The sequence below is a fragment of the Rhizobium sp. YTUHZ044 genome, assembly GCF_051123975.1.
In the GTDB taxonomy this organism is placed as follows: domain Bacteria; phylum Pseudomonadota; class Alphaproteobacteria; order Rhizobiales; family Rhizobiaceae; genus Rhizobium.
Map to the genome: position 1 here is coordinate 182,630 of NZ_CP101431.1, position 24,963 is coordinate 207,592.

Consider the following 24,963-nt stretch of genomic DNA (forward strand, 5'->3'; position numbering starts at 1 on the left):
CATGGGCACTGCTTTCTTCGACGCGACAAACGAAGCGGATGGACGGCCGCGGGCTGGAAAGGTCGCGACACCACGCGCCGATGCGGGCAAAGGCCGGCTGCGCAATGCGGCGATGCTGCAGGCGCTGGCCGCTGTCATCTGGATCCCGCAGGCTGCGCTGCTGGCCGTCTCGGTTGGCCGTCTCGCCGGCGGCGGCGGGCAGCATGACGTTCTCTGGCCGGCCTTTGGCATTCTCGTTCTCGGATTGGTAAGAAGCTGTCTCGACGCGGCTGGGGGGCGCCTGGCCTTCCGCGCCGCGCGGAGCGAACTCAGCCGAAAGCGGCAGGCGGCGGCCGCTTCCCTCTCCTTGGCGTCGCCGGTCGACCGCGGCCGGCCGGCATCCGGCAAAGCCGCGAGTGTCATCGGCGAACAGGCTGAGCTCATCGTGCCCTATCTCGCCCGTTTCCAGCCGGCGCGGGTGAAAGCGAGCCTTGTGCCGCTCGTCATCCTTGTCTTTATCCTCGCCGTCTCCTGGATCGCCGCGCTGGTTCTGCTGTTTGCCGCGCCGCTGATTCCGATCTTCATGGCGCTGATCGGTTGGCGCGCCCAGGCGGCCAGCGAAAAGCAGCTTGTGGCGACCGGCGATCTCAACGGCTTCCTACTCGACCGCCTGCGCGGACTGACGACGATCCGTGCTCTGGATGCGGTCGATACAACGGCCCTGCGGCTGCGTCGCGAGGCGGAATCGCTGCGTGCGCGCACTATGTCCGTGCTGAAGATCGCCTTTCTGTCCTCGGCCGTGCTCGAGCTTTTGGCAGCGCTCGGCGTGGCTATGGTTGCCGTCTATGTCGGCTTCAGCCTGCTCGGCGAAATCCGTTTCGGCACTTGGACAGGACGGCTTGACCTGACAGAGGGACTGTTCATGCTGCTGCTGGCGCCGGCCTTCTTCGAGCCGCTGCGCGAACTCTCGGCCGTCTGGCACGACCGGGCGGCGGGGGAAGCGGCGCTGAAAGGCCTGGACGCGCTTGCCGCCGAAGGTCTGTCCATTCGGGGATTGGCCGAACCGGCGGCTCTCGCCAGCACCGAGGCGCCCGGCATCCGACTTGAAAATCTCGCCTTTGGTTACGGCGCCGACGAGCCGCTGATCCTCGACCGCTTCAACCTCGATATCGCCGCCGGCGAACATCTGGCGCTGCTTGGTGCCAGCGGCTCCGGCAAGTCAACGCTTCTTTCGCTGATAGCGGGACTGGCGCCCTGCGTCGGTGGCCGCATCGTCATCGGTGGCATCGAGCTTGGGGATGACACCGTCGCCACGCTGCGGGGCGCGATGGCTTGGATCGGCCAAAAGCCGCATATCTTTGCCGGTACCATCGCAGGCAATATCGCACTCGGCAGGCCTGGTATCTCGCGCGGCGACGTGGCGGACGCGCTTGCCGCCGCCAGCCTCGGAAAGGTTGCCGACGCTTATGGGGGCCAGCCGCTCGGCGAAGGCGGGATCGGTCTTTCCGGCGGCGAGGCGCTGCGGCTTGCGATCGCACGCGCTGCTTGCAATCCTGATCTGAAGATCATTCTGGCCGACGAGCCGATCGCGCATCTCGACGCGGACACGGCGGCTGATGTGACCGAGACCTTGCTCGCGCTGGCGCGGGGTCGTACCCTCATCGTCGCGACACATGATCCGCTGCTCGCCGCCCGCATGCACCGCGCCATCCGCATCGATGCGGATTTCGCCATGAGGGAGGCGGCTGAATGAGCTTCTTTGTTGCAGACATCAAGCCGATCCTTCGTCTGTTCTTGGCCGAACGTCGACGCGCGTTGTTTGTCGGCGCCGTGCTTTCGGCGGCAACGGTGACGGCAGGGGTCGCGCTGCTCGGACTCTCCGGCTGGTTCATCACCGCCACTGCCCTTGCCGGGCTATCGGCCGCGGCCGCCATGACCTTCGACGTTTTCGCACCGGCCGCCGGCATCCGCCTGCTCGCCGTCGTCAGGACGGCGGCACGCTACGGCGAGAGGCTTGCGACCCATGATGCAACACTCGGCGTGCTTGCCGCGCTGCGCGAAAGACTGTTTCGCGGCTTTGCCGAACCGGGTGCTGCCCGTGCTCTGGCGCACCGTCCGGCGAGACTGCTGTTCCGGCTGACGGGCGATATCGATGCGCTTGATTCCCTCTATCTCCGAATTCTCGTGCCGGCTGCTGTCGCGATCGGCGCAACACTGACTGCGAGCGTGGTGCTGGGCCTGATGCATCCCCCGTTCGGCCTGTGTTTCGGCCTCTTTCTCGCCGGAGCCGGCCTTGGCCTGCCATTGATCGCGGGCCGCGTTGCGCGCAAACCCGCCCGCAGGCGTGCCCATGGCATCGAGGCGCTGCGGTCACGGACGATCGATCTCGTCGCCGGCCAGACCGACCTGCTGATGGCCGGCCGGCTCAAGGCGCAGAGGAGCGCCATCGCGGATGCCGACAGTTACGCGGCTCAAGCCGATGATCGGTTGAACCGTGTCGAAACCGGTCTGACATTCGGTTTCGGCCTCGTCTCCACGCTCCTGCTGACGGCATCGCTGCTCACGGTGGCCGCGCTTGCGGAAACGAAAGCGATTAGCGCGCCGGTCGCAGCCCTCGGCCTGCTCGTCGCCTTCGCGGCGGTCGAACCCTTCGCGGCGCTCCGCCGCGGGGCTCTGGAACTCGGCCGAACGCTGCTGGCCGCAAAGCGGATCGCACCGCGGCTTGCCGTCGCTGATGAGACCCAACCGCCAGCGACGCCGCTGCCGGGGCACGCCTTTTCTCTGGCTGGCGTGTCCGGCTTCCATGAGAATTCCGCCGTGCCGGCGTTGGAGGACATCGACCTGGTGCTCAAGCAGGGCGAACGCCTTGCCGTCATCGGCAGCAGCGGCGCCGGCAAGTCGAGCCTGCTCGCTCTGCTTTCCCGCGAGTTGCCGGCAAGCGCAGGAAGCGTCGCCGTGATGAGGGCGACCTTGCTGACGCAACGGACGGAACTCTTCGAGGATAGCCTGCGCGGCAACCTTCTTCTTGCGAACCCGGATGCGAGCGAGGACCGCCTTCGCGAAGCGCTTGCCGCCGCCGGCCTGCTTGCCGATATCGAGGCCATGCCAAAGGGGATCGACACAAGGCTCGGCGAGTGTGGGCTCGGACTTTCGGGCGGCCAGTCGCGCCGGCTGGCGCTTGCCCGGCTGTTCCTGCGCGAGACGCCGCTCTGGCTGCTCGACGAGCCGACCGAAGGCCTCGACGGCGCCACCGCTCGCGATGTGCTCTCACAGCTGTCGTTAATGGCGGCAGGCCGCTCGCTGGTGATCGCCACGCATATCCGCCGCGAGGCTGCGGTTGCCGACCGCATCGCCGTCATCGAGGGCGGCCGTATTTCGGAAGTTTCGCGCCGTGGGGAGGCGGCGTTCGAAAAGGCGCTCGACCGGCTTCGATCGGACTGAGCAAGACCCGCATGCCCTCACCCGCCGGCCGGCGCTGAGGAACGCTCCGTACCCCGTGGGACCGTGGGAGAAAGACAATGGAACTAGATATCGTAGCACTTTCGCGCTTCCAATTTGCGCTGACGGCGCTTTACCACTTCCTGTTCGTGCCGCTGACGCTCGGCCTGTCCGTGCTCCTGGCGATCATGGAAACCGTCTATGTGATGACCGGCCGCCAGATCTGGCGGCAGATGACAAAATTCTGGGGCACGCTGTTCGGCATCAATTTCGTGCTCGGCGTCGCCACCGGCATCGTCATGGAATTCCAGTTCGGCATGAACTGGAGCTATTACAGCTATTATGTCGGCGACATCTTCGGCGCGCCGCTGGCGATCGAAGGCTTGATGGCCTTCTTCCTGGAGGCCACCTTCGTCGGGCTGTTCTTCTTCGGCTGGGACAAGCTGTCGAAGGTCGGCCATCTCGTCGCCACCTGGGCTGTGGCGCTCGGCTCGAATTTTTCCGCCCTTTGGATTCTCATAGCCAATGGCTGGATGCAGAACCCGGTGGGATCGGCACTCAATCCGCAGACGATGCGCATGGAGATCACAAGCTTCTTCGACGTCGTCTTCAACCCGGTCGCCCAGGCGAAATTCGTTCATACCGTGTCGGCAGGCTACGTCTGCGCTTCGATCTTCGTGCTCGGCGTCTCGGCCTGGTATGTGCTGAAGGGCCGGCATATCGAGCTTGCCAAGCGTTCGATGACGGTCGCCGCCTCCTTCGGTCTTGCCTCGGCGCTGTCCGTCGTCGTGTTGGGTGACGAGAGCGGTTATCTGGCAACCGAAAACCAGAAGATGAAGCTCGCCGCGATCGAAGGCATGTGGAAGACGGAGCCGGCTCCGGCCGCCTTCACCGCCTTCGGCTTTCCGGATCAGGAAGCGCGCGAAACACATTTCGCCGTGCATATCCCCTGGGTCATGGGCTTGATCGGCACACGATCGCTGACGACGGAAATACCCGGAATCGATAAGCTCGAACAGCAAGCCGAAGCCCGCATCCGCGGCGGCATCAGAGCTTACGATGCGCTTATGCAGATCCGCGCAGCGCCGACGCAGGATCAGGTTGCGCAGGAAGTGCGCACCTCCTTCGAGGATCTCGGCCATGATCTCGGTTATGCCCTTCTGCTGAAGCGTTATGTCGACGATCCCCGCCAGGCGACCGACGCGCAGATCGTTCAGGCGGCGCGTGATACGATCCCGCATGTGCCGACCCTCTTCTGGTCCTTCCGCATCATGGTTGGGCTCGGCATCTTCTTCATCCTGCTGACATCAACCTTCTTCTGGCTATCGGCGCGGCGCCATCTCGACAAATATCCGCTGCTGCTGCGGATTGCCGTGCTGGCGATCCCGCTTCCCTGGGTCGCCATCGAGCTCGGCTGGGTCGTCGCCGAATTCGGCCGCCAGCCCTGGGTGATCGAAGGCGTGCTGCCGACGGCGGCAGCCGTCTCCAGCCTCGGCGCCGGCACCGTGCTTCTGACGATCATCGGTTTTGCCGCGCTCTACACGGTTCTGATCGTCATCGAGATGAGTCTGATGATCAAGGCGATCCGCCAGGGACCGGAACCGGACGACGCGCCGGAAGCCGTGCTGATTTCCGAAACCCTCGTCCCGGCCGCGGAGTGACCTGTCATGATCCTTCACGAACTCCTCGATTATGAAACCCTGCGCGTCATCTGGTGGCTGCTGCTCGGCGTCTTGCTGATCGCCTTTGCGACGACCGGCGGCTTCGACCTCGGCGTCGGCACGCTCCTGCCCTTCGTCGCCAGGACCGATACGGAACGGCGCCTGGCAATCAACACCATCGGCGCAACCTGGGAAGGCAACCAAGTCTGGTTGATTCTCGGCGGCGGCGCCATCTTCGCCGCCTGGCCGCCGCTTTATGCAGTCTCCTTCTCGGGCTTTTATCTCGCAATGTTTGCGATCCTCTTCGCACTCATCCTGCGTCCGGTCGGTTTCAAATACCGGTCGAAGCGGGAAAGTGTCCGCTGGCGCTACGGCTGGGACTGGGCGCTCTTCATCGGCGGCTTCGTGCCGGCGCTGATCTTCGGCGTTGCCGTCGGCAATGTGCTGCAGGGCGTGCCCTTCCGCTTTGCCGACGATATGCGGATCTTCTACGAAGGCTCGTTCTTTGCCCTGCTCAACCCCTATGCTTTGCTCTGCGGCCTGCTCTCCGTCGCCATGCTGACGATGCACGGCGCGGCCTGGCTGGTGTTGAAGGCGAGCGGGCCGGTTGCGGAACGCGCCAGGAGTTATGGCAGCATCGCCGCCCTGGCGGCCATCGTGCTATTTGCCCTCGGCGGGCTCTTCCTATGGGTCGGCGTCAGTGGCTATCGCATCAGCAGCGATATCAGCCCGATCGGGCCTTCCAATCCGTTGCTGAAGACGGTGGTGCCTGAGAACGGCGCATGGCTTGCCAACTACACCGCCCATTCATGGATGATCGTCGCGCCCGTCCTCGGCTTTGCCGGTGCGGCATTGGCCTTCATCGCCATGCGGGCAAGGCGCGAGGTGATGACACTGCTTTTCAGTAAGATCGCGATACTGGGGATCATCTCAACGGTCGGCCTGTCGATGTTCCCGTTCATCCTGCCCTCCTCCCTCGATCCGCGCTCGAGCCTGACGGTTTGGGATGCATCCTCCAGCCACATGACGCTGTTCATCATGCTCGTGGTATCGGCGATATTCCTGCCGATCATCTTTGCCTACACCGCCTGGGTCTATAGGGTTTTGTGGGGCAAGGTCGACGAGAAATCGATCACAGACAAGAACAGTCACGCTTACTGAGGGAGACGAAACGATGTGGTATTTCGCATGGATTCTCGGCCTGCCGCTGGCAGCCGCCTTCGCTGTCCTCAACGCCATGTGGTACGAGCTGATGGACGACGCAGCCGGAAGAAAGGCGTCCGAAACGCGCAAATAAATATGCGAAGGGCGCGGCTTCGAACCGCGCCCTTTCCCTGTTTTATCAGCCTTCCAGCCACTTCACCTGATCGGGTGTCAGCTTGATGTCGAGCGCCGAGAGGCTGTCCTCCAGCTCGGCGATGGTGCGCGGCCCGATCAATGGAATGACCGGGAAAGGCTGGGCGATCACATAGGCGAGCGCGATGTGGATCGGGTTGCGGCCGAGCTTGTTGGCAAGCTCGATGGCGCGGTCGCGGCGCCCGAAATTGCGCTCGGAATACCAGACCCGCACGATCTCCTCATCGTCCCGCTTGTCGCGGCCAGCGCGGTCGGTGAAGAAGCCGCGGCCCTGGCTCGACCAAGCGAAGTTCGGGATCTGCTTGTCGTTAAGCCACGTCTTCCAGTCGTCGTCGGAGGCGGCGACGCAGCCGGCCCAGATCGGATCGAGCATCTCAGCAAGCGAGAAGTTGTTGGAGAGCGCTGCCGGTGCCCTCTTGCCGGTCTTTTCGGCATAGGCGATCGCCTCGTCGAAACGTGCGCGCGTCCAGTTCGAGCCGCCGAAGATGCCGCGGATGCGGCCGCGTTTGACCTCGGCATCCATGGCATCGACGAATTCGCCGACAGGCACGTCGGTATTGTCGCGATGCATGAAATAGATGTCGACATAGTCGGTCTTCAGCCGGGCGAGCGACTGGTCGAGCTGCTTTGCAATCATGTCGGGATAGCAGAGCGGCGAATGCGCGCCCTTGCCGATCAGCACGATCTCCTCGCGCGGCACCTTGCGGCTGGTGTGCCAGTCCCCGAAGATCGCCTCCGTCTTGCCGGCGCCATAGACAAAAGCCGTATCGAAGGCGTTGCCGCCGGCTTCGTAGAAGGCGTCGAGCGTCAGGGAGGCGGCGGCAAAGTTCGGGAAGAACTCGAAGCCGAGGGTCACGACCGAAGCCGGCTTGGAGATGCCCGGAATCTGTCGCTGCGGAATGCTGTTGCCGCGCGTGACCGCGCCGCCTGATATATTGGCCGTGCGTTTGGCGGCTTTTTCGACGCCATATTCGAGCCCGACCGAGGCGCGCCACTGGTCGAGCACGCGCAGGTTTCCGATCGAATCGGCCCAGCTCATGCCTGGAGAACTGAACTCGGTTCTGCCGGCCCGGATCGCATCGCCCGCCGCGTCCGCTTCGAAGGAATAGAGCCAGCGCTCTTCCTTGACCTCTACCGTCTCCTGTTTGCCGCCCTTGAAGATCTCGATCTTGCCGACGCCGCCCTTGTGGCCGGAGGCGAACCAGAAATCCGCGACCTCGATCCGGCCTTCGGAGCCGATGATGCGCAGCACATTGTCCTGCTGAGCCATGATCGAGCAGGAGACTTCGGCGATGATCTCGTTCGGGAACTTGAGCACGGCCGACGCCCATTCGTCGACGCCGCTCTCTCCGAGATGGGCGACGCCCGACACCTTCTCCGGCTCGAGGAAGGCTTTGCCTTCCGCGGCGCCAGAGATCAACCGCGCCATGGAAACAGGATAGCCGCCGACATCGAGAATGCCGCCGCCGGCGGTATCATTGGCGAAAAGCCGATGCTCCGGCTTATAGCTGCCCATGTTGAAGCCGAAGCTCGAACGGATGATGCGGATCGTGCCGATGACGCCGCTCTTGATGAGCTGAACCAGCTTTTCCGTCTGCGGATGCACCCGGTACATGAAAGCTTCGCCAGCAAAGACGCCGGCTTTCTTGGCTTCGTAATAAACGGCTTCGGCATCATAGGCCGAAAGCGCGATCGGCTTTTCCACCAGGATGTGCTTGCCGGCGCGCGCCGCCTTGATCGCCCATTCGGCATGGCCGGTATGGGGCACGGAAATATAGACCGCATCGACTTCGGGGTCGGAAAGCAGCGCCTCGTAACCATCGACGATGCGGGCGCCCGGGAAGTTTTCGGCAAGTCCCGGCTTGGAGGGGTTGCGGGTGGCGATCGCGACCAGTTTGCCGGTGCGCGAGTGGGCAACGCCATCGGCAAAGGTGCGAGCGATGGTGCCGGGGCCGATGATGCCCCAGCGGATCGGTTGATCTGAAGTCATGGAAACCTCTTTCGTCTTTCTGCCTTGGGATTGCGGTTTAGCGGAGCCGTTTGCCAGCGCCGTCGAAAAGGAATGTGCGGCTGGCGGGAAGGCCGACGGTCAGCGTCTCGCGATTGCCTGATGTGCGCGATTCCGGCCGCTCGATGATCAGCTGTTCGTCGCCGACGGCGGCATAGATGTAGCTGGTATTGCCGAGGTGTTCGGCGACATCTATGGCAACGGTAAGATCGGTATCGCCGGCACCTGCATCGACGAAATGTTCGGGCCGGATGCCGAGGGTCACTTTCGCACCGGTTTCGATGCGATCGGCGACGGACAGCGGCAGGCGCGTCGCCGGATTGCTCTCCAGCGCGATCACCGCCCTGCCCGGCTGCGCCTCGACGACCGCGGCTTTCAAGAAATTCATCTTCGGCGAGCCGACGAAACCGGCGACGAACTGGTTGGCCGGATCGTCATAGAGGTCGAGCGGCGCGCCGATCTGCTCGATGTTGCCGGCGCGCAGCACGACGATGCGGTCGGCGAGCGTCATCGCTTCCGTCTGATCGTGGGTCACGTATATCATCGTCGTGCCGAGCTGTTTGTGCAGCCTTGATATTTCCACACGCATCTGCACGCGCAGCTCTGCGTCGAGGTTCGATAGGGGTTCGTCGAACAGGAAGACCTCAGGTTCGCGCACGATGGCGCGCCCGATGGCGACGCGCTGCCGTTGACCGCCGGAAAGCTGTTTTGGCCGCCGTTTCATCAGTTCGGTGATCTGCAGGATATCGGCGACATGGCTCACGCGCCGCTCGGTATCGGACTTCGGGTTGCCGTTCATGCGCAAGCCGAAGCTCAAATTCTCCTCGACCGTCAGATGCGGATAGAGCGCATAGGATTGGAAGACCATGGCGATGCCGCGATCGGCCGGCTCGACGTCGTTGACGACCTTGCCTCCGATCCGAAGCTCGCCCGATGTAATATCCTCGAGACCGGCGATCATCCTCAGCAGCGTGGACTTGCCACAGCCGGAAGGGCCGACGAAGACGACGAATTCGCCGTCCTTCACCTCCAGATTGGCGCCATGGATGATCTCGAAGCCGCCGAAGCGTTTGACGATGTTGGTCAATGAAAGCTCTGCCATTCGGCTTCCCCGATTACTTGATTGCGCCGGCCGCGATGCCGGCGATGAAATGGCGCTGGAGCGCCACGAAGACGACGAGGATCGGCGCCGTCAGCAGCACCGCGCCGGCCATGATGCCGCCCCAGGACACCTTGGTGAGGCCGATCAGCGTTCCCAATGCCACCGGCGCCGTCATCATCCCCGGTCTGGAATTGATGAGCAGCGGCCAGAGGTAATTGTTCCACGAATGCAGGAAGAGAATGATCGCCAATGCCGCCATGGTCGGACGCGCCAGCGGCAGGGCGATGCGCAGGAAGATCTGCCATTCCTTGACCCCCTCGACGCGGGCCGCGTCGAAGAGCTCGCCCGGCATCATCGAGAAAGACTGCCGCATGAATAAGACGCCGAGGGAATTGAAGAGCGGCGGCACGATCAGTGCCACCCAGGTGTTTGCCAGCTTGAACTCGCGCGCCACCATGATGAATTGCGGGATGACGACCACGGAGAACGGCAGTGTGATCGTACCGAGGATGATGGCGATGACGACGGAGCGGCCGACAAAACGGTAACGTGCCAGCGCCCAGCCGGCCATCGACGTCAGCATCACCGAGAGCACGGTATAGATAAGCGCCACGCCGATGGAGATCACCATTGCGCCAACGAAATCGGTATCGGCCTGCAGATTTTTGAAATTCTCGACGAAGTTGGTCGATGGCCACAGCACGATCTCGGGATTGAAGATGCCGTTGTCGGGCATTGTCGAGAAAACGAACATCATCCACAGCGGAAACAGCCAGATCAGCGCCAGCGGCGCCAGCGCGGCGTGCAGCGCGATCTGACGGATGAGAAGGGATTGCGACTTGGATCTCATTTCGGGTCCCTCCCGATCCAGAGATTGAAAAAGGAGATCACCACGGCGAGAGCGGCCATCGTATAGGCGATCGCCGAGGCATAGCCGAAGTTCAGCGAGGTGAAACCCTGGCGGTAGAGGAAGAGGCCGAGTGTCTCCGTGCCGCCGCCCGGACCACCGCGATTGGTGATGAGGAAGGGTTCGGTAAAGAGCTGCATGGTGCCGATCACCGAGAGCACCACACAGAAGAGGATGATCGGCTTTAAGAGCGGCAGGGTGATGTGGAAGAATTGTTGTGCCTTGTTCACCCGGTCGAGCGTCGCGGCCTCGTAGACATCGTCGGGGATGGCCTGCAGGCCGGCCAGGATGATGATGGCGTTATAGCCGGCCCAGCGCCATGTGACGGCGAGGATGATTACGCCCATTGCGGCATTGGCGTTGTCGAACCAGGAGATCGGGCTGAAGCCGACCGCTGAGATCATCTTGTTGACGATGCCGAAATCGAGGCTGAACATCAGCCGGAACACGGCCGCGTAGGCAACCTCACCGACGACGACGGGGGCAAAGAAGGCGAAACGGAAAAGCGGGCGCGCTTTCAGGAGCGGCGAATTGAGCAGTACGGCCATGACGGTGGCCAGCGCGATCATTACAGGCACCTGGATCACCAGGATGATCAGCGTGTTGTACAGAGCATTATAGAAGGCAGGGTCGTAGAAGAGCCGGCCCCAGTTGGCCTGGAAACTGTATTTCCACGGATTGATGCGCGTGTTCTGAAAGGAAATCAGGAATGAGTCGATGATCGGCCAGACCCAGAAGGTGGCGAAAACAAGCAGATAGGGGGCGAGGAACGCATAGGCGCTCCGGGTTCTGAACGGCATCGAGCCTCCTCCTCACGAACGAATGAATGACCGGGCGCGTTGCAAGCCGGGAGAAAGCCGGGCGCGGGAAGCGCCCGGCATCGTCATTCATTGCGCGATCGGAAGTCCGGTTGCGGAAGCGATCTGCTTGGCGGCATCGTCGAGAGCCGCTTTCGCGTCGGGGTAGCCGCCCGCGAAGAATTTCGCCTGCGTTGCCTTGAAGATGCCTTCGGCATCGCTCTGGAAGGCGGTGCCGCGGCTCGGCACGATCTTCGGCAGTGTCGCGAGGATGTCGGCCCAGACTTTCTGGCCGCCCCAATAGGGCTGCGCCTCGTTGACGAAAGGATCCTTTTCGGCAGAAAGCAGCGACGGCACCAGACCGAATTCCTTCAGCATGGTGACCTGACCTTCATTCGTGCCGAGGGCGTAATTGACGAATTTCCAGGCGGCATCCTTGTTTGCGGAAGTCGCCGAAATGGCGAGCGAGGAACCGCCGAGGTTGGCGGCATGCGGACCATCGGCCGTCAGGCTCGGCATTCTGTAAACGCCCCACTTGCCCTTGAGGTCAGGCGAGGTCGAGCGCACGGTGCCTTCATACCAGCCGCCATAGAGCTGGCTTGCGGCCTTGCCGGCGGTATTAGCCTGGATCTTCTCGTCCCAGTTGGCCGCCGTCAGCGTGCCCGCATCCTTCATCTCTTTCACCTTTTGCAGCGCGGCGACGCAGGCCGGCTGATTGATGGTGATGTTCTGGCCGTCGGTCGAGAAATAGCCGCAGCCCTGTTCGTTGGCGATCATGCGGAACCATTCGCTGTCGCCGTTGAAATCCGCCTGCGCCATGACGACGCCGGGATTGGCGGCGGAAATCTTCTTGCCGGCCGCGATGAAATCGTCCCAGGTGCTGATCGTGCTCGGATCGACGCCGGCCTTTTCATACATGTCGCGGCGGTAGAAAACGGCGACGGGGCCGGAATCCCACGGCATGGCATAGGCGACATCGCCGACCTCAAGTTCGGTGCGCTTGAAGTCGGGGAACTTCGCCTGGATATCGGCCGTGTAGCCGAGCTCCTTCAGATTGGCGAAGCAATCGGGGAAACGGCTCCAGAAGATTTCAGCCTCGAAATTCTCGATGCTGACAATGTCGGGCAAGCCGTCGCCGCCGGCAGCGCAGGCCGCGAGCGTCTTGTCGAAAACCTGGCTGTTGCCAAGGTCTTCGACGGTGACCTTGATATCGGGGAATTGTTTGTTGAAACCGGGCAGCGTGGATTTCAACGCCGATGCGGCGACATTCCAGCTCCAGATTGTGAGATTGGCCGACTCAGCGAAGGCGGAGCCGGAAGCAAGCAGTGCGACAGCTGCGGTCGCAGCGAGAAGTTTGAAGCGCATTGAAAATCCTCCCTTTTCAATTGCCGATCTTTCACGAACGCGGTTAGACTATCCGCAAGGGAGCGGCTGTCTCCTAAAAAGGGAATATGGATTTGGCGGAAAGTAAGGTCGGCACGGCTGCAATCTATCAGCCCGGCGCAAGCAGCATCGAGGGTTCGCCGACGGCGCTGCAGATGTTTCATGCCCATCCGCTCGTCATGGCCATGCCGCACTGGCATGCGCAGGTCGAGGTCAATTACGTCATGCGCGGCACTGTTCATTATCGGATGAGCGACCACGAATTCCGGCTGAGCGCCGGTCAAATGTGCCTGTTCTGGGGCGGGCAGCCGCATCAGATGGACGAATCCTCGGATGATTCGCTCTATGCCGGCGCCCATCTGCCGCTCATCTATTTCTTCCGGCTGCGTCTGCCGATCAGCATTTCCAGCCGGCTAATGAAGGGCGAGACGCTGTTGACTTCGGCAACCGATGCCGCCGACAACGAGAACTTCGCCCGCTGGTCTCGCTATTCCAAGTCTGGCGATTCCGCCAAGGCCCAGCACGCAGTCGACGAACTGCTGCTGCGCATCGAGCGCATCGCGCTCGAACCCTATTCGATGACGACATCGAAAACGGCCGTCAGCCTGGAAGGCGATCAGCCGCAACCCAACTCCTCGCGCAGCGTCGCGCGCATGTGTGATTTCATCGCCGCCAATTTTCTGCAGGACATCGATTCGGTCGATATCGCCCGCGCCGCCGATCTGCATCCGAAATATGCGATGAACCTTTTCAAGCGATCGACCGGCATGACGCTCAGCAAATATGTGACGCTGCTCAGGCTGTCGCGCGCCCAGGCGATGCTGATGAGCGAAGGTGCCAACGTTCTGCAGGTGGCGATGGACAGCGGCTTCGGCTCGATCAGCGCCTTCAACAAATCCTTCCGCCACATCGCCGGCATGTCGCCGTCCGATTTCCGCCGCGACATCCGGCTGGTGACGACGATGCCCGCCGGCGCCTTCCGCAATTAACGCACGCTCCGCCTCATCGCCCGTCAGGGAGGATGCCAAGCGCCGCCCGGCATCCTCCGCTTGATCATTCAGCGGCTGCCAGCCGCGCGCTGTTCTTCCGGAAGCCAGGAGCGATAGAGCGGATGATCGGCGGCGATCGGCATCGGCGTCGGCTGGCCGGTGCGCTGGGAGAAATAGGCAGCCGTCACCAGCTCCAGCGAATTGCGGGCATCCTGCAACGTCACCGGCGGTTCCGTGTCCTCGACGATCGCCTTGTGGAAGAGCTCGAACTGGCGGGTATAACCATCTTCGCCCGGCACATAGGCGGCGAGCGCCGCATCGACCCGCGCCTGGTGTTCTTCGGTTCCGGCGGTAAAGACCCAGGGATCGCGGCCCATCGTATAGGGTTCGAGGATGCTTTCGGCGACGAGATCGCTGAAGCAGAAACGCAGCCGCGAGATTTCCTTGCGTGAGCCGAGCGTCATCGACAGTGTCGCCAGCGAACCGTTCTGCATCTTCACCGAAAGAGCGGCCGTATCCTCGACCTCGATCGGATTGACCAGCGTCGCGCCATAGGAAAACACCTCGGCGCAAGGGCCGTGCACGTAGTTCAGCATGTCGTGGGCGTGGATCGCGTGGCCGAGAAGGCCACCGCCGAGTTCACTCGCCCATTTGCCGCGCCACGGCACGGCATAATAATCCGGACCGCGCCACCAATGGGTCTCGATCGTCGTCAGGAACGGCTTGCCGGCGAGGCCCTTCTCGATCAACAGTTTCAACTTCTGCAGGCCGGAGCCGTAGCGATACTGAAAGATCGGCATCAGCTTCCGGCCGGGGAAGCTGGTGAGGATGCGGCCCATCTCGTCGACCTCGGCAATCGAGCCGAAGAGCGGCTTTTCGCAGATCACATGCTTGCCTGACACAATGCCTTTGCGGCAGAGCTCGAAATGCGAACTCGGCGGCGTCGAAATGTCGATGATGTCGAGATCGTCCCGGGCAAACAGCGAATCCGCATCCTGCGTATATTCCCGAATGCCGAATTCGTCGCACAGCGCCCGGCCGCGATCCTCGTCCAGCGAGCAAAGGACGGGAACCTCGAAGAGATCCTTGTTCCAGCCGAAGCCGGTCAGGTGCCGCGCGGCGATGCCTGCGCCGATGACACCGACGCGTAATTTTCTGGCCATGATATCCTCCTCAGCGGGCGCCGATGCGCGCGGCCTTCGTCTGGGCTTCGAGCGAAAGGCGGCAGACTTCGAAAACGTGATCCTGCGTCATCGCCGTCTGCGTGCGGTTCGCGACATCGGCAGTGAACGCGTCGAAATAGTCGAGCTTCTCACCGCTGCAATCGATATGGGTCATTTCCTTGCCATTGACGAGGAAGAGGTGATCCTTGCCCGGCCGGCCGGCAATATCGATATATTTGCGAAGCTCGATATAACCCTCTGTGCCCAGGATGGTAAGACGGCCGTCGCCCCAGGTCGGCAGCGCCTCCGGCGTGAACCAATCGACGCGAACGTAGCCCGCCGCCCTGTCGGAGCGCAGCAGCACCTCGCCGAAATCCTGGAAGGCGGGTTTATCGGGCATGCCGAAGTTGCCGATCGAGCTGGCGATGACTTCGCCCGAGGTCGAGCCGGTATAGAACAGGAATTGATCGACCTGGTGCGAGGCGATGTCGACGATGATGCCACCGAAGGCTTCGGGCTCGAAGAACCAGTCGGGACGTGTCGGCAGCTGCAGCCGGTGCGGACCGACGCCAAGCGTCTGAATGACCTTGCCGATCGCGCCTTCCTTTACCAGCTTGCCGGCCTTGACGGCGGAGCGCACGCAATGGCGCTCGGAAAAGCAGATGGAGAAGATTTTGCCGGTCTCGGCAACGGTGCGCTTGACCTCTTCGAGCTGGGCAAAGGTCGTCACACCAGGCTTGTCGGTCATCACATCCTTGCCCGCTTTCATCGCGCGGATGGCAAGCCCGGCCCGGTCGCGCGGAATGGCGGAAATGCAGATGACGTCGATCGACGGATCGTCGAACAGTTTCTCTCGGTCGATCTGCGGTGCATCGGGATAGGTCTTCTCAAAGGCTTCCCGCAACGCCGGCACGGAGGTCTGCGGGCAATAGCCGACGAACTCGCCGCCTGCGGCGAGCAGTCCCTTCACGTGATCGAACGTATGCCCATGGTCGATTCCGACGACGGCAAATCTCAACATCGCTGCAATATCCTCCCGGGATTTTCGTGCGGCCGGCTGATGCCGGCGTCCTCCATCTCGGCCAAAACAGATAACGAAAGCGGGCTGCTGTCAAGGCGAGTTGCGGGATGAAATCGTTGGTGCTCATATCTAAATGTTTGTAAAATAACGACTATTATGTATCTAAATAGTTATTTGTGGCCTTCGTTCGAATGGATGCAGGCAGTTCCTCTTTTCGATCCAATCCGGCAAAAGTCTTTTTCCCCCGCCTATCTTGCTCCATTCGGCCGAATGTGATCGATTTCGGCCGCCGCCGGGCTGGAGGGCGGCAATGATCTCGGAATTCTTTCAAGAGCGCTCGCCGCTTGCCTGTGACGGAGGATCACCATGACTCATCCCCTTCTCGATGCTGCCGTTTCCGGCGGAATTTTTGTTGGCCGCGTCTGGAATCCCGAAGTTGCCGGCCCGAGCATCGTGACCCTTCGCGACGGGATGCTCGTCGACATCACCTCGCACGAGGCGCCGACACTGAGCGCCCTCTTCGAGACGCAGGATGCTGCGGGCTTCGTCCGAGCCGCAAATGGCAAGGCGATCGGTTCGCTGGAGGAGATTGCCGCCAACAGCACCGGAAAACCGGATGCTGGACGGCCCTGCCTGCTTGCGCCCGCCGACCTGCAGGCGGTCAAGGCCTGCGGCGTCACCTTTGCCCAGTCGATGATCGAGCGCGTCATTGAGGAGAAGGCGGCCGGCAATCCCGATCGCGCCGCTTCGATCCGCGAGCGCGTCAGCGCGCTGATCGGCGGCAGTCTCACCAATCTCAAGGCCGGTTCGCCCGAGGCCGCCAAGGTCAAGCAGGCGCTGATCGACGAAGGCATGTGGTCGCAATATCTCGAAGTCGGCATCGGTCCCGATGCCGAGGTCTTCACCAAGGCACCGGTGCTCTCTTCCGTCGGTTGGGGTGCCGATGTCGGCCTGCATCCGATCTCGACCTGGAACAATCCGGAGCCGGAAATCGTGCTCGCGGTCAACAGCCGCGGCGAGATCAAGGGTGCGACGCTCGGCAATGACGTCAATCTTCGCGATGTCGAAGGCCGCTCGGCCCTCTTGCTCGGCAAGGCCAAGGACAACAATGCCTCCTGCTCGATCGGTCCGTTCGTCCGGCTGTTCGATGCCGGTTACGGGCTCGACGAGGTACGCAAGGCCGAACTCGATCTAAAGGTAACCGGGCAGGATGGCTTCGTGCTGCATGGCAAGAGTTCGATGTCGCAGATCAGCCGCGACCCGACCGATCTCGTCAAACAGACGCTTGGCCCTCATCATCAATACCCCGATGGTTTCATGCTCTTCCTCGGCACGTTGTTTGCGCCGACGCAGGACCGTGACGCGCCGAAGCAAGGCTTCACGCACAAGATCGGCGATGTCGTCGAGATTTCGTCGGCCGGGCTCGGCGCGCTCGTCAATACCGTGCGCCTCTCCACCGAATGCCCGCCCTGGACGTTCGGCATATCGGCGCTGATGCGCAACCTTGCGACGCGCGGGTTACTCTAAGCAAAGTGCGCAGCGGTTTGCCTCCGGCTGCGCAGATTTTATGAATTACTGGTTTCGCCGTTTGCCCTCTAGCAGGTCGAGAACGGAGTTCGCCGCTTCCAGAACGTTCGTGCCCGGGCCGAACACGGCCGCAACGCCGTGTTCGTGGAGGAATTCATAGTCCTGCCGCGGAATGACGCCGCCGCAGACGACGATGATATCGTCACCACCCTTTTCCCTGAGCCTGTCGACCAACTGCGGCAGCAGCGTCCTGTGGCCTGCGGCGAGCGACGAGACACCGACGACATTGACCTTGCGATCAAGCGCCAACTCGACAGCCTCGTCAGGCGTCTGAAACAGTGGACCGGCGAGCACGTCGAAGCCGATATCGCCGAAGGCCGAGGCGATTACCTTGGCGCCCCGGTCGTGCCCGTCCTGACCGAGCTTGGCGACCATGATTTTCGGCCGGTATCCCATCGCTTCCGTCACCTCTGCCATACGCTCCCTCAGGACGGCAAGTTCCGGCTCGTTGTCATAGGCCTCGCCATAGACGCCCTTGATGACATCAGGTGTCGCGGCGTGATCGCCAAAGGCGGCGCGCATCGCATCCGATATCTCGCCGACAGTGGCGCGGGCCCGTGCCGCCTCGATGGCGGCGGCCAGCAAATTGCCTTTGCCGCTGCGTGCGGTTTCTGCCAGGGCGGCCAGCGTTTCGCGCACGGCGCTGCTGTCACGCCGCCGCTTCGTCTCCTCGATGCGGCGGATCTGCGCGGTGCGCACCGCGCTGTTGTCGATTTCCAAAATGTCGATCGGCTGTTCGTTGTCGAGCCTGTAGCGATTGACGCCGACGATGACCTCCTCGCCCTTGTCGACGGCCGCCTGGCGGCGCGCCGCTGCTTCCTCGATTAGCCGCTTTGGCAGACCTTCGTTGACAGCCTTCGTCATGCCGCCGATCGCTTCCACCTCCTCGATCAGCGCCCAGGCCTTGTCGGCAAGTTCCTTCGTCAGGCTCTCGACATAATATGAGCCGGCCAGCGGATCGACCACCTTGGTCACGCCGGTTTCATGCTGGAGGATCAGCTGGGTGTTGCGGGCGATGCGGGCGGAGAATTCCGTCGGCAGCGCGATCGCCTCGTCGAAGGAATTGGTGTGCAGCGACTGCGTGCCGCCAAGCACGGCCGACATCGCCTCGAAAGCGGTGCGAATGATGTTGTTGTAGGGATCCTGCTCCTGCAATGAGACGCCGGAGGTCTGACAATGGGTGCGAAGCATCAGCGAGGATGCCTTCTTCGGCTGGAACTCCTCCATGATACGGGTCCAGAGCAGCCGGGCGGCGCGCAGCTTTGCCGCCTCCATGAAAAAATTCATGCCGACCGCAAAGAAGAAGGAGAGTCTTCCGGCAAAATCATCGACGTTGAGACCCTTGGCGATCGCCGCCCTGACATATTCGCGGCCGTCGGCCAGCGTGAAGGCAAGCTCCTGGACCAGTGTCGCGCCGGCCTCCTGCATGTGATAGCCGGAGATCGAGATCGAATTGAATTTCGGCATCTCCCTTGCCGTATAGTCGATGATGTCGGCAACGATCCGCATCGAAGGTTCGGGCGGATAGATATAGGTGTTGCGGACCATGAACTCCTTGAGGATGTCGTTCTGGATGGTCCCCGACAGCTCGGCCCTCGGCACGCCCTGCTCTTCGCCGGCGACGATGAAGGAAGCGAGGATCGGAATGACGGCGCCGTTCATGGTCATTGAAACCGACATGTCGCCAAGCGGAATACCGTCGAACAGGATTTTCATATCCTCGACGCTGTCGATCGCGACGCCCGCCTTGCCGACATCGCCCTCGACGCGAGGATGGTCGCTGTCATAACCGCGATGGGTGGCAAGATCGAAGGCGACCGACAGGCCCTTCTGGCCGGCTGCGAGATTGCGGCGATAAAAGGCGTTCGATTCCTCGGCTGTGGAGAAGCCGGCATATTGGCGGATCGTCCATGGCCGGCCGGCATACATCGTCGCGCGCGGTCCGCGGGTAAAGGGTGCAAAACCGGGCAGCGAGCCGAGATGCGCGGCGCCTTCGAGATCCTCGGCGGTATAAAGCGGCTTGACAGCGATGCCTTCCGGCGTCTGCCAGGTCAGTGTCTCGGGTGAGGCGCGCAGTTCCTTCTGCGCAAGCTCCGCCCAATCCGACAGCGTCTTCTTCGTCATGCGTTCCTCCGGCTGCTTCATCGCCACCTTATCACTTCACAGGTGGCTGATGCGATACGGCCTTAGGACAATTAAAGCAGCCGCACGCCTGCGGTTTTGACCTATCTGTGGTCGAGCTTGGCGACCAGTCGGTCGCCGAGCCACTGGATGCCGCAGACGAGGATGACGAGGACGGCGACCACTGCGATCATGACATTGGTTTCGAAGCGCTGATAGCCATAGCGAATGGCAAGGTCGCCGAGGCCGCCGGCGCCGATCGCGCCTGCCATGGCCGAGGCGCCGATCAGCGTCACCAGCGTGACGGTGAAACCGGCGACGATGCCAGGGAGCGCTTCAGGCACCAGCACCTCGCGGATGATGGTCCAGCGATTGCCGCCCATGGCGCGGACGGCATCGATCAGCCCGCGGTCGACCTCCCGCAGCGATACTTCGGCGATGCGCGCATAATAAGGTGTCGCGGCGATGGCGAGCGGCACGATGGCCGCTCCGGTGCCGAGCGCGGTGCCGACGATCAGCCGCGTCAGCGGGATCAGCGCCACCAGCAGGATGATGAATGGCACCGAGCGGAAGCCGTTGATGACGGCGCCGAGCATGCGATTGATCCAGAGATTTTCGGCGATGCCGCCGCGCGCCGTGACGACGAGGGCAAGGCCGAACGGCAGCCCGGCGAAGAGCGAAATCACCCCCGAGGCGACAGTCATCAGGACCGTCTCCCAAAGCGAGCGAAGAAGCAGTTCAAGCATGATCGGTGTCATAACCAAGCACCTCCACCCGGGCAGACCGGGCTGTCAGGAATTGTTCGACCTTTCCGGCGAGCGCGGGGTCGCGCGCGGGGACGGCGATGAAGAACCGCGCCACCGGCTGGTTCTGGATATGGTCGATGCCGCCATGGACGAGGCGGAAGGAATGCGGCAGCATCGCCGAGAGTTCCGCAAACAGCGCCCCTTGCGCTTGCGGCCCGGCGAGATCAACACTGAGGATCACTTCGCTGCCTGTCTTCGCCGACAGCCGGCCGAGAATGTGATCGGGAAGTTGCGGGCGGATGCCGCCCAGCAAGCTCCTGGTGATGTCAGTCTGCGGATTGGCGAAAACCGACCAGACCTGGCCCTCCTCGACGATCCGCCCGGCATCGATGACCGCGACCCGATCAGCAATGCCGCGCACCACTTCCATCTCATGGGTGATCAGCAGAATGGTCAGTCCGAGCTTACGGTTGATATCCCTGAGCAGCGCCAGAATCGATCGTGTTGTCTCCGGGTCGAGGGCCGATGTCGCCTCGTCCGACAGCAGCAGTGCCGGGCGTGCTGCCAGGGCCCGAGCGATGCCGACGCGTTGTTTCTGGCCGCCGGAGAGTGATGCGGGATAGGCTTGCGCCTTGTCGGCAAGCCCGACGAGCTCGAGCAGTTCGTGGGCCCGCTTCACGCGTTCGGCCTTGGCAACACCCTCGATCTTCAGCGGCAGCGCGACATTCTCCTCGACCGTTTTGGCGGACAGCAGGTTAAAGTGCTGAAAGATCATGCCGATGCGGCGGCGCAGCGGCTGCAGCTCCTGCTCCTGAAGTCGGGTGATATCGCGGCCCTCGATGCGGATCTCGCCGCTGTCGGCGCGCTCCAACCCGTTCAGGCAGCGGATCAGCGTCGACTTGCCGGCGCCGCTGCGGCCGATGATGCCGAGGATCTCGCCCCTCTTTACGCTCAGCGAAATACCGTCGAGCGCCGGCGTGGTGCCGAACCGCCGCTTCACATCGATCAGCCTCACCACCTCTTCGGTCACCGTCGTCTGCGGCTGCGCCGCGACCGCAGTGGTGGAAACAAACGAATTCATGTGCTTTTCCTTGCAAACGCCGAAGGCGGTCCGAGCGGGGAATGCCCGAACCGCCTTTAGGCAGGCCTTAACCCCGGCCTTCTCTCGGATCAATAGGCGCTGAGACCGGTCCCTTTGTAGACCTTGTCGAACTCGGCCTTGACGGTGTCGTTCTGGTAGGACGACACCAGCGTCTTGACCCAGTCCGCATTCTTGTTCTCTTCCTTGACGGCGATGAAGTTGCGGTACGGGTTATCGGCGGCCGGCTCCTGCGCGATGCGCTCGGCCGGAGAAAGACCGCTTTTCAGCGCCCAGTCGGTATTGACGACGCCGGCATCGAGATCGTCGATCGAACGGCCGACGATGCCGGCATCGAGCTCCTTGATCTCGATCTTCTTCGGATTGTCGCTGACGTCAGCAACTGTCGCAAGAATGCCGGTGCCGTCCTTCAGCTTGATCAGGCCTTCATTCTGAAGAACTCGCAGTGCCCGACCTTCGTTCGAGGGATCGTTCGGCACGCCGATGACGGCGCCTTCGGGGATCTCAGCGACGGCCTTGTGCTTCTTGCTATAGAGACCGATCGGCCAGACGCCGGTATAGCCGACGGGGACGATGTGATAGCCGTGCTGCTGGATCTGGTTGTCGAGATAGGGTCGGTGCTGGAAGGCATTGGCGTCGATTTCGCCGCGCTCCAGCGCTTCGTTCGGCTGAGTATAGTCGTTGAAGGTGATGGTCTCGATCGTCAGGCCCTTCTTGGCCGCCTCGCTGGTCACCACGCGCCATACATCCTCATCCTCGCCGGCCATGATGCCGACCTTGATCGACTTGTCCTCGGCAAAGGAAAGTGCGGGTGCCGCAAGGGTAAAAAGTGCAGCCGCGGAAACAGCGACGGCCGCAAGAGCCGCGCGGCGCGAAAGGTGGAAGCCGTGAAGATTTTTGTTCTTGGTCATTTTATATCCCGTCTGACTGAATGAGGCCGAACGCCCCGAGCCGGTCGATCATGGCAAATGGCTGGGTCGCGGGCGAAGCAAGAAAGTCTGATGTGGAGGAAAGGTCGGAAAAACTCTTGCCCCGTCATCAATACCGGCAGGATAAATTTTCCATCAAATTTATGGATTAATTGCGGCTTGTGAGCATCCCCTAAAAAAGGAAAACGTCGCCTGTGGCCGCCGTTTGCAACCACGGCGGCCAAAGGGGACGACGGACTTCTCAGACCCGCTCCGATACGGCAATCGTGACGTCCCGGATGGCCTTAGGCCGGCTTCTGATTCGGAATGCGCGGCAGGAAGATCGTCAGCAGGCCGAGCAGCGGCAGGTAGGAGCAGATGCGGTAGACGAAGGCGATGCCGTGAGTGTCAGCAAAATCGCCGAGCAGCGCAGCCCCTAACCCCCCTGCCCCGAATGCAAAGCCAAAGAAAACGCCGGCAATCAGCCCGACGCGGCCGGGCACCAGTTCCTGCGCGAAGACGACGATCGCTGAAAAGGCCGACGCGAAGACCAGGCCAATGACGATGCTGAGCACGCCTGTCCAGAAAAGATCGGCATAGGGCAGCAGCAATGCGAAAGGAATGACGCCGAGGATCGAAAACCAGATGACGAAACGGGCACCGAAGCGATCGCCGATCGGCCCGCCGAGGAAAGTGCCGACGGCGACCGAACCGAGGAACAGGAACAGCATCAGCTGCGCCTGCTGCACGCTGAGTTCGAACCTGTCGATGACATAGAAGGTGAAGTAGCTCGACACGCTCGCCATGTAGACATTCTTCGTCGCCGTCAGCAACACGAGGATCAGCAGCGCCCGGACGACCCGGCTCTGCGATAACGGCAGAGTTCGACTCGCGGCCGGTTTGCTGGCGTTTTGTCGCCTGTGGCTCATATACCAGCTGCCTACCCAGCTCAGCACGATCATGCCGATCATCGCGATGGCGGCAAACCAGGAGACGCTGTGCTGCCCGAGCGGCAGCACGATGAAGGCGGCGAGCAGCGGACCGATCGCCTGGCCGGCATTGCCACCGACCTGGAAAAAGGACTGCGCGAAACCGTGGCGGCCGCCGGAGGCAAGACGGGCAACACGCGAGGATTCCGGATGGAAGACGGCCGAGCCAAACCCGATCAGGCTTGCCGCGACCAGCAGCAGCGCGAAATTGCCGGCATTGCCGAGCAGAATGAGTCCGCAAAAAGTGCTCGCCATGCCGACCGGCAGCGAATAGGGCATCGGCCAGCGATCGGTGACGATGCCGACCGCCGGCTGCAGCAGAGACGCCGTGACCTGGAACGTCATGGTCAGCAGGCCGATCTGGACAAAATCGAGGTCGTAATTTGCCTTGAACAGTGGATAGAGCGAGGCGAGCAGCGACTGCATGATGTCGTTCAGCATATGGCAGAAGCTGACAGCCATCAGAATGGACATCGTTGTCTTTTCGAAACGGGGTGCGCGCTCGGCAACGCTTGCCATCAACATCCTCCTGCACAGGCACGATCAGTGCCGTCGTTTTCGATGGATTTTGGGCGATCGGGGCTGGCAAGACTATCAAGCGACGGTCGCTGAAAGATACTTAACGCAGGTCGGCCAACGATCACCAGCCCGGTTTGGCCAGGATCGGTACGGCTTTTGTCTGATTTTCCCCACCGCCGACCGGTTCCTGCGTCGCTGGCGTTTGCCGGATGGGGGTTTTCATATCACAGTCAGCCGTGATCATCGCAGATATGCTATGCTACATGGAAACAACCGTGGAAAACTGCTTGCAGGGGTACTACAGCTGCGCCGATTGAAATCGATCGAGGCTGAAAACACGCGATGAATGTCAAGACACCGAATGCCATAGACAGCTACGTCGGAGCGCGCATCAGAACACGCCGGCAGCTGCTTGGAATGAGCCAGGAGCGGCTTGCCGAGCAGATCGGCGTGACTTTTCAGCAGGTTCAGAAATACGAGAAGGGCATCAACCGCATTGGTGCGAGCCGCTTGCAGCGAATCGCCGAAGTGCTTCACACCTCACCGAGCTTCTTCTTCCAGCAGAACGAGTCACAGCCATTGAGCCTGCAAGGGCTGGATCTGCCGGACCGCGCCGACCCCGTCGCTGAATTCCTGCGGACGAAGGAAGGGCTGGTGCTTAATCGGGCCTTTCTGAAGATTGCCGATCCCGATATCCGTGAAACGATCATCGCATTGGTGAAAGCGATGGCGCAGGCGGAAAGCCGCCCGGCTTTGCCGTCGATAGCGAATATCACCCGTCCGCCTCTCGAGTAACGGGCCGGCGGGCAATTCTCCTCCGAGCTCAGCCTCGCGTGATCTGGCAAGTTGCGGCTGATCGGCCAGAGCCCGGCACCTTACCGCCGCGCCGTGCTCTATGCCGACGAACCGGTGGCTTGCCGCTGCGGACATGCCGCAAAGCGCTTTGCCCACCCGACATTGCGATTTGGATTATCATGCCGGTGTTTCCAGCCGACCTCGTCCGATTCGGCCCGTGAACGTGCGATTGCACCGGCCAGCGACAGGCGCGGCCTGCGCAACCGCTTGAAAAAGATTGGACAACCTTTTGATAGGGTCTTGTTAACCCTATTTGCCTTGCCACTCCTCCAGAATCGGCGCTAAATGCGGTTTCTCAGCGCGTAGAGCTTTTAAATCGCATTTTCGAGATTTCC

At 62.0% G+C, this 24,963-nt stretch carries 20 protein-coding genes; 8 read left to right on the forward strand and 12 right to left on the reverse strand.

The genetic code is table 11. The annotated features are described in order from the left end of the window. The first annotated feature begins 1 nt into the window (after nt 1). The 5 genes from cydD to cydX all read left to right on the forward strand — a co-directional run bounded on the left by cydD (nt 2) and on the right by cydX (nt 6,375). Nucleotides 2–1,732, forward strand: a complete 1,731-nt coding sequence (cydD, locus tag NL154_RS31630; RefSeq protein WP_434734663.1) for a thiol reductant ABC exporter subunit CydD — start codon at nt 2–4, stop codon at nt 1,730–1,732. Further along, nucleotides 1,729–3,420 carry an amino acid ABC transporter ATP-binding/permease protein gene (locus NL154_RS31635; protein WP_434734664.1) on the forward strand — a complete coding sequence of 564 codons (1,692 nt, stop codon included), beginning with the start codon at nt 1,729–1,731 and terminating at the stop codon, nt 3,418–3,420. Before cydD ends, NL154_RS31635 begins: the two co-directional genes overlap by 4 nt. 77 nt (nt 3,421–3,497) lie before the next feature. Continuing rightward, complete coding sequence (locus tag NL154_RS31640) at nt 3,498–5,078, forward strand: cytochrome ubiquinol oxidase subunit I (protein ID WP_434734665.1); 1,581 nt, start codon at nt 3,498–3,500, stop codon at nt 5,076–5,078. Nucleotides 5,079–5,084: 6 nt separating this feature from the next. Further along, a complete protein-coding gene (gene cydB, locus NL154_RS31645) occupies nt 5,085–6,239 on the forward strand; it encodes a cytochrome d ubiquinol oxidase subunit II (RefSeq protein ID WP_210633631.1) in 1,155 nt (384 codons plus the stop codon). Between the two features lie 13 nt (nt 6,240–6,252). Further along, on the forward strand, nt 6,253–6,375 hold the full coding sequence (gene cydX / locus NL154_RS31650; protein ID WP_210633633.1) for a cytochrome bd-I oxidase subunit CydX: 123 nt from the start codon (nt 6,253–6,255) through the stop codon (nt 6,373–6,375). 45 nt (nt 6,376–6,420) lie between these two features. Here cydX and NL154_RS31655 read toward each other — a convergent pair whose 3' ends face one another. The 5 genes from NL154_RS31655 to NL154_RS31675 all read right to left on the reverse strand — a co-directional run bounded on the left by NL154_RS31655 (nt 6,421) and on the right by NL154_RS31675 (nt 12,613). Further along, complete coding sequence (locus NL154_RS31655; RefSeq protein WP_210633634.1) at nt 6,421–8,424, reverse strand: aldo/keto reductase; 2,004 nt, start codon at nt 8,422–8,424, stop codon at nt 6,421–6,423. A gap of 37 nt (nt 8,425–8,461) precedes the next feature. Beyond that, on the reverse strand, nt 8,462–9,544 hold the full coding sequence (locus tag NL154_RS31660) for an ABC transporter ATP-binding protein (RefSeq protein WP_210633636.1): 1,083 nt from the start codon (nt 9,542–9,544) through the stop codon (nt 8,462–8,464). Nucleotides 9,545–9,557: 13 nt separating this feature from the next. Beyond that, nucleotides 9,558–10,394, reverse strand: coding sequence for a carbohydrate ABC transporter permease (locus tag NL154_RS31665; protein ID WP_064806618.1), 837 nt, complete (start codon nt 10,392–10,394; stop codon nt 9,558–9,560). Beyond that, entirely contained in the window at nt 10,391–11,251 is an 861-nt protein-coding gene (locus NL154_RS31670; RefSeq protein WP_221147532.1) for a carbohydrate ABC transporter permease, read from the reverse strand. Before NL154_RS31670 ends, NL154_RS31665 begins: the two co-directional genes overlap by 4 nt. Before the next feature lie 87 nt (nt 11,252–11,338). Continuing rightward, entirely contained in the window at nt 11,339–12,613 is a 1,275-nt protein-coding gene (locus NL154_RS31675) for an extracellular solute-binding protein (protein WP_210633640.1), read from the reverse strand. A gap of 86 nt (nt 12,614–12,699) precedes the next feature. Here NL154_RS31675 and NL154_RS31680 point away from each other — a divergent pair, with 86 nt between their 5' ends. Beyond that, nucleotides 12,700–13,620, forward strand: coding sequence for a helix-turn-helix domain-containing protein (locus tag NL154_RS31680; protein WP_210633642.1), 921 nt, complete (start codon nt 12,700–12,702; stop codon nt 13,618–13,620). 68 nt (nt 13,621–13,688) lie between these two features. Here NL154_RS31680 and NL154_RS31685 read toward each other — a convergent pair whose 3' ends face one another. Beyond that, the gene (locus NL154_RS31685; RefSeq protein ID WP_210633644.1) at nt 13,689–14,783 is read right to left on the reverse strand and encodes a Gfo/Idh/MocA family protein; all 1,095 of its coding nucleotides are present in this window, start codon (nt 14,781–14,783) and stop codon (nt 13,689–13,691) included. Between the two features lie 10 nt (nt 14,784–14,793). After that, nucleotides 14,794–15,804 carry a Gfo/Idh/MocA family protein gene (locus NL154_RS31690; protein WP_210633646.1) on the reverse strand — a complete coding sequence of 337 codons (1,011 nt, stop codon included), beginning with the start codon at nt 15,802–15,804 and terminating at the stop codon, nt 14,794–14,796. Nucleotides 15,805–16,170: 366 nt separating this feature from the next. On the opposite strand from NL154_RS31690, the gene NL154_RS31695 reads away from it, so the two are divergent. Further along, complete coding sequence (locus NL154_RS31695; RefSeq protein WP_210633647.1) at nt 16,171–17,331, forward strand: fumarylacetoacetate hydrolase family protein; 1,161 nt, start codon at nt 16,171–16,173, stop codon at nt 17,329–17,331. A 45-nt stretch (nt 17,332–17,376) separates the two neighbouring features. On the opposite strand, the gene scpA is transcribed toward NL154_RS31695, so the two are convergent. The 5 genes from scpA to NL154_RS31720 all read right to left on the reverse strand — a co-directional run bounded on the left by scpA (nt 17,377) and on the right by NL154_RS31720 (nt 23,773). Then, nucleotides 17,377–19,515, reverse strand: coding sequence for a methylmalonyl-CoA mutase (gene scpA, locus NL154_RS31700; protein WP_434734666.1), 2,139 nt, complete (start codon nt 19,513–19,515; stop codon nt 17,377–17,379). A 101-nt stretch (nt 19,516–19,616) separates the two neighbouring features. Next, on the reverse strand, nt 19,617–20,270 hold the full coding sequence (locus NL154_RS31705) for a methionine ABC transporter permease (RefSeq protein ID WP_434734667.1): 654 nt from the start codon (nt 20,268–20,270) through the stop codon (nt 19,617–19,619). Beyond that, nucleotides 20,251–21,339, reverse strand: a complete 1,089-nt coding sequence (locus NL154_RS31710) for a methionine ABC transporter ATP-binding protein (RefSeq protein WP_434734668.1) — start codon at nt 21,337–21,339, stop codon at nt 20,251–20,253. Before NL154_RS31710 ends, NL154_RS31705 begins: the two co-directional genes overlap by 20 nt. 89 nt (nt 21,340–21,428) lie before the next feature. Further along, nucleotides 21,429–22,268, reverse strand: coding sequence for a MetQ/NlpA family lipoprotein (locus NL154_RS31715; protein WP_434734669.1), 840 nt, complete (start codon nt 22,266–22,268; stop codon nt 21,429–21,431). A 302-nt stretch (nt 22,269–22,570) separates the two neighbouring features. Beyond that, complete coding sequence (locus NL154_RS31720; RefSeq protein WP_434734670.1) at nt 22,571–23,773, reverse strand: MFS transporter; 1,203 nt, start codon at nt 23,771–23,773, stop codon at nt 22,571–22,573. A 342-nt stretch (nt 23,774–24,115) separates the two neighbouring features. Here NL154_RS31720 and NL154_RS31725 point away from each other — a divergent pair, with 342 nt between their 5' ends. Beyond that, nucleotides 24,116–24,568, forward strand: coding sequence for a helix-turn-helix domain-containing protein (locus tag NL154_RS31725; protein ID WP_210633657.1), 453 nt, complete (start codon nt 24,116–24,118; stop codon nt 24,566–24,568). Nucleotides 24,569–24,963 lie beyond the last annotated feature (395 nt).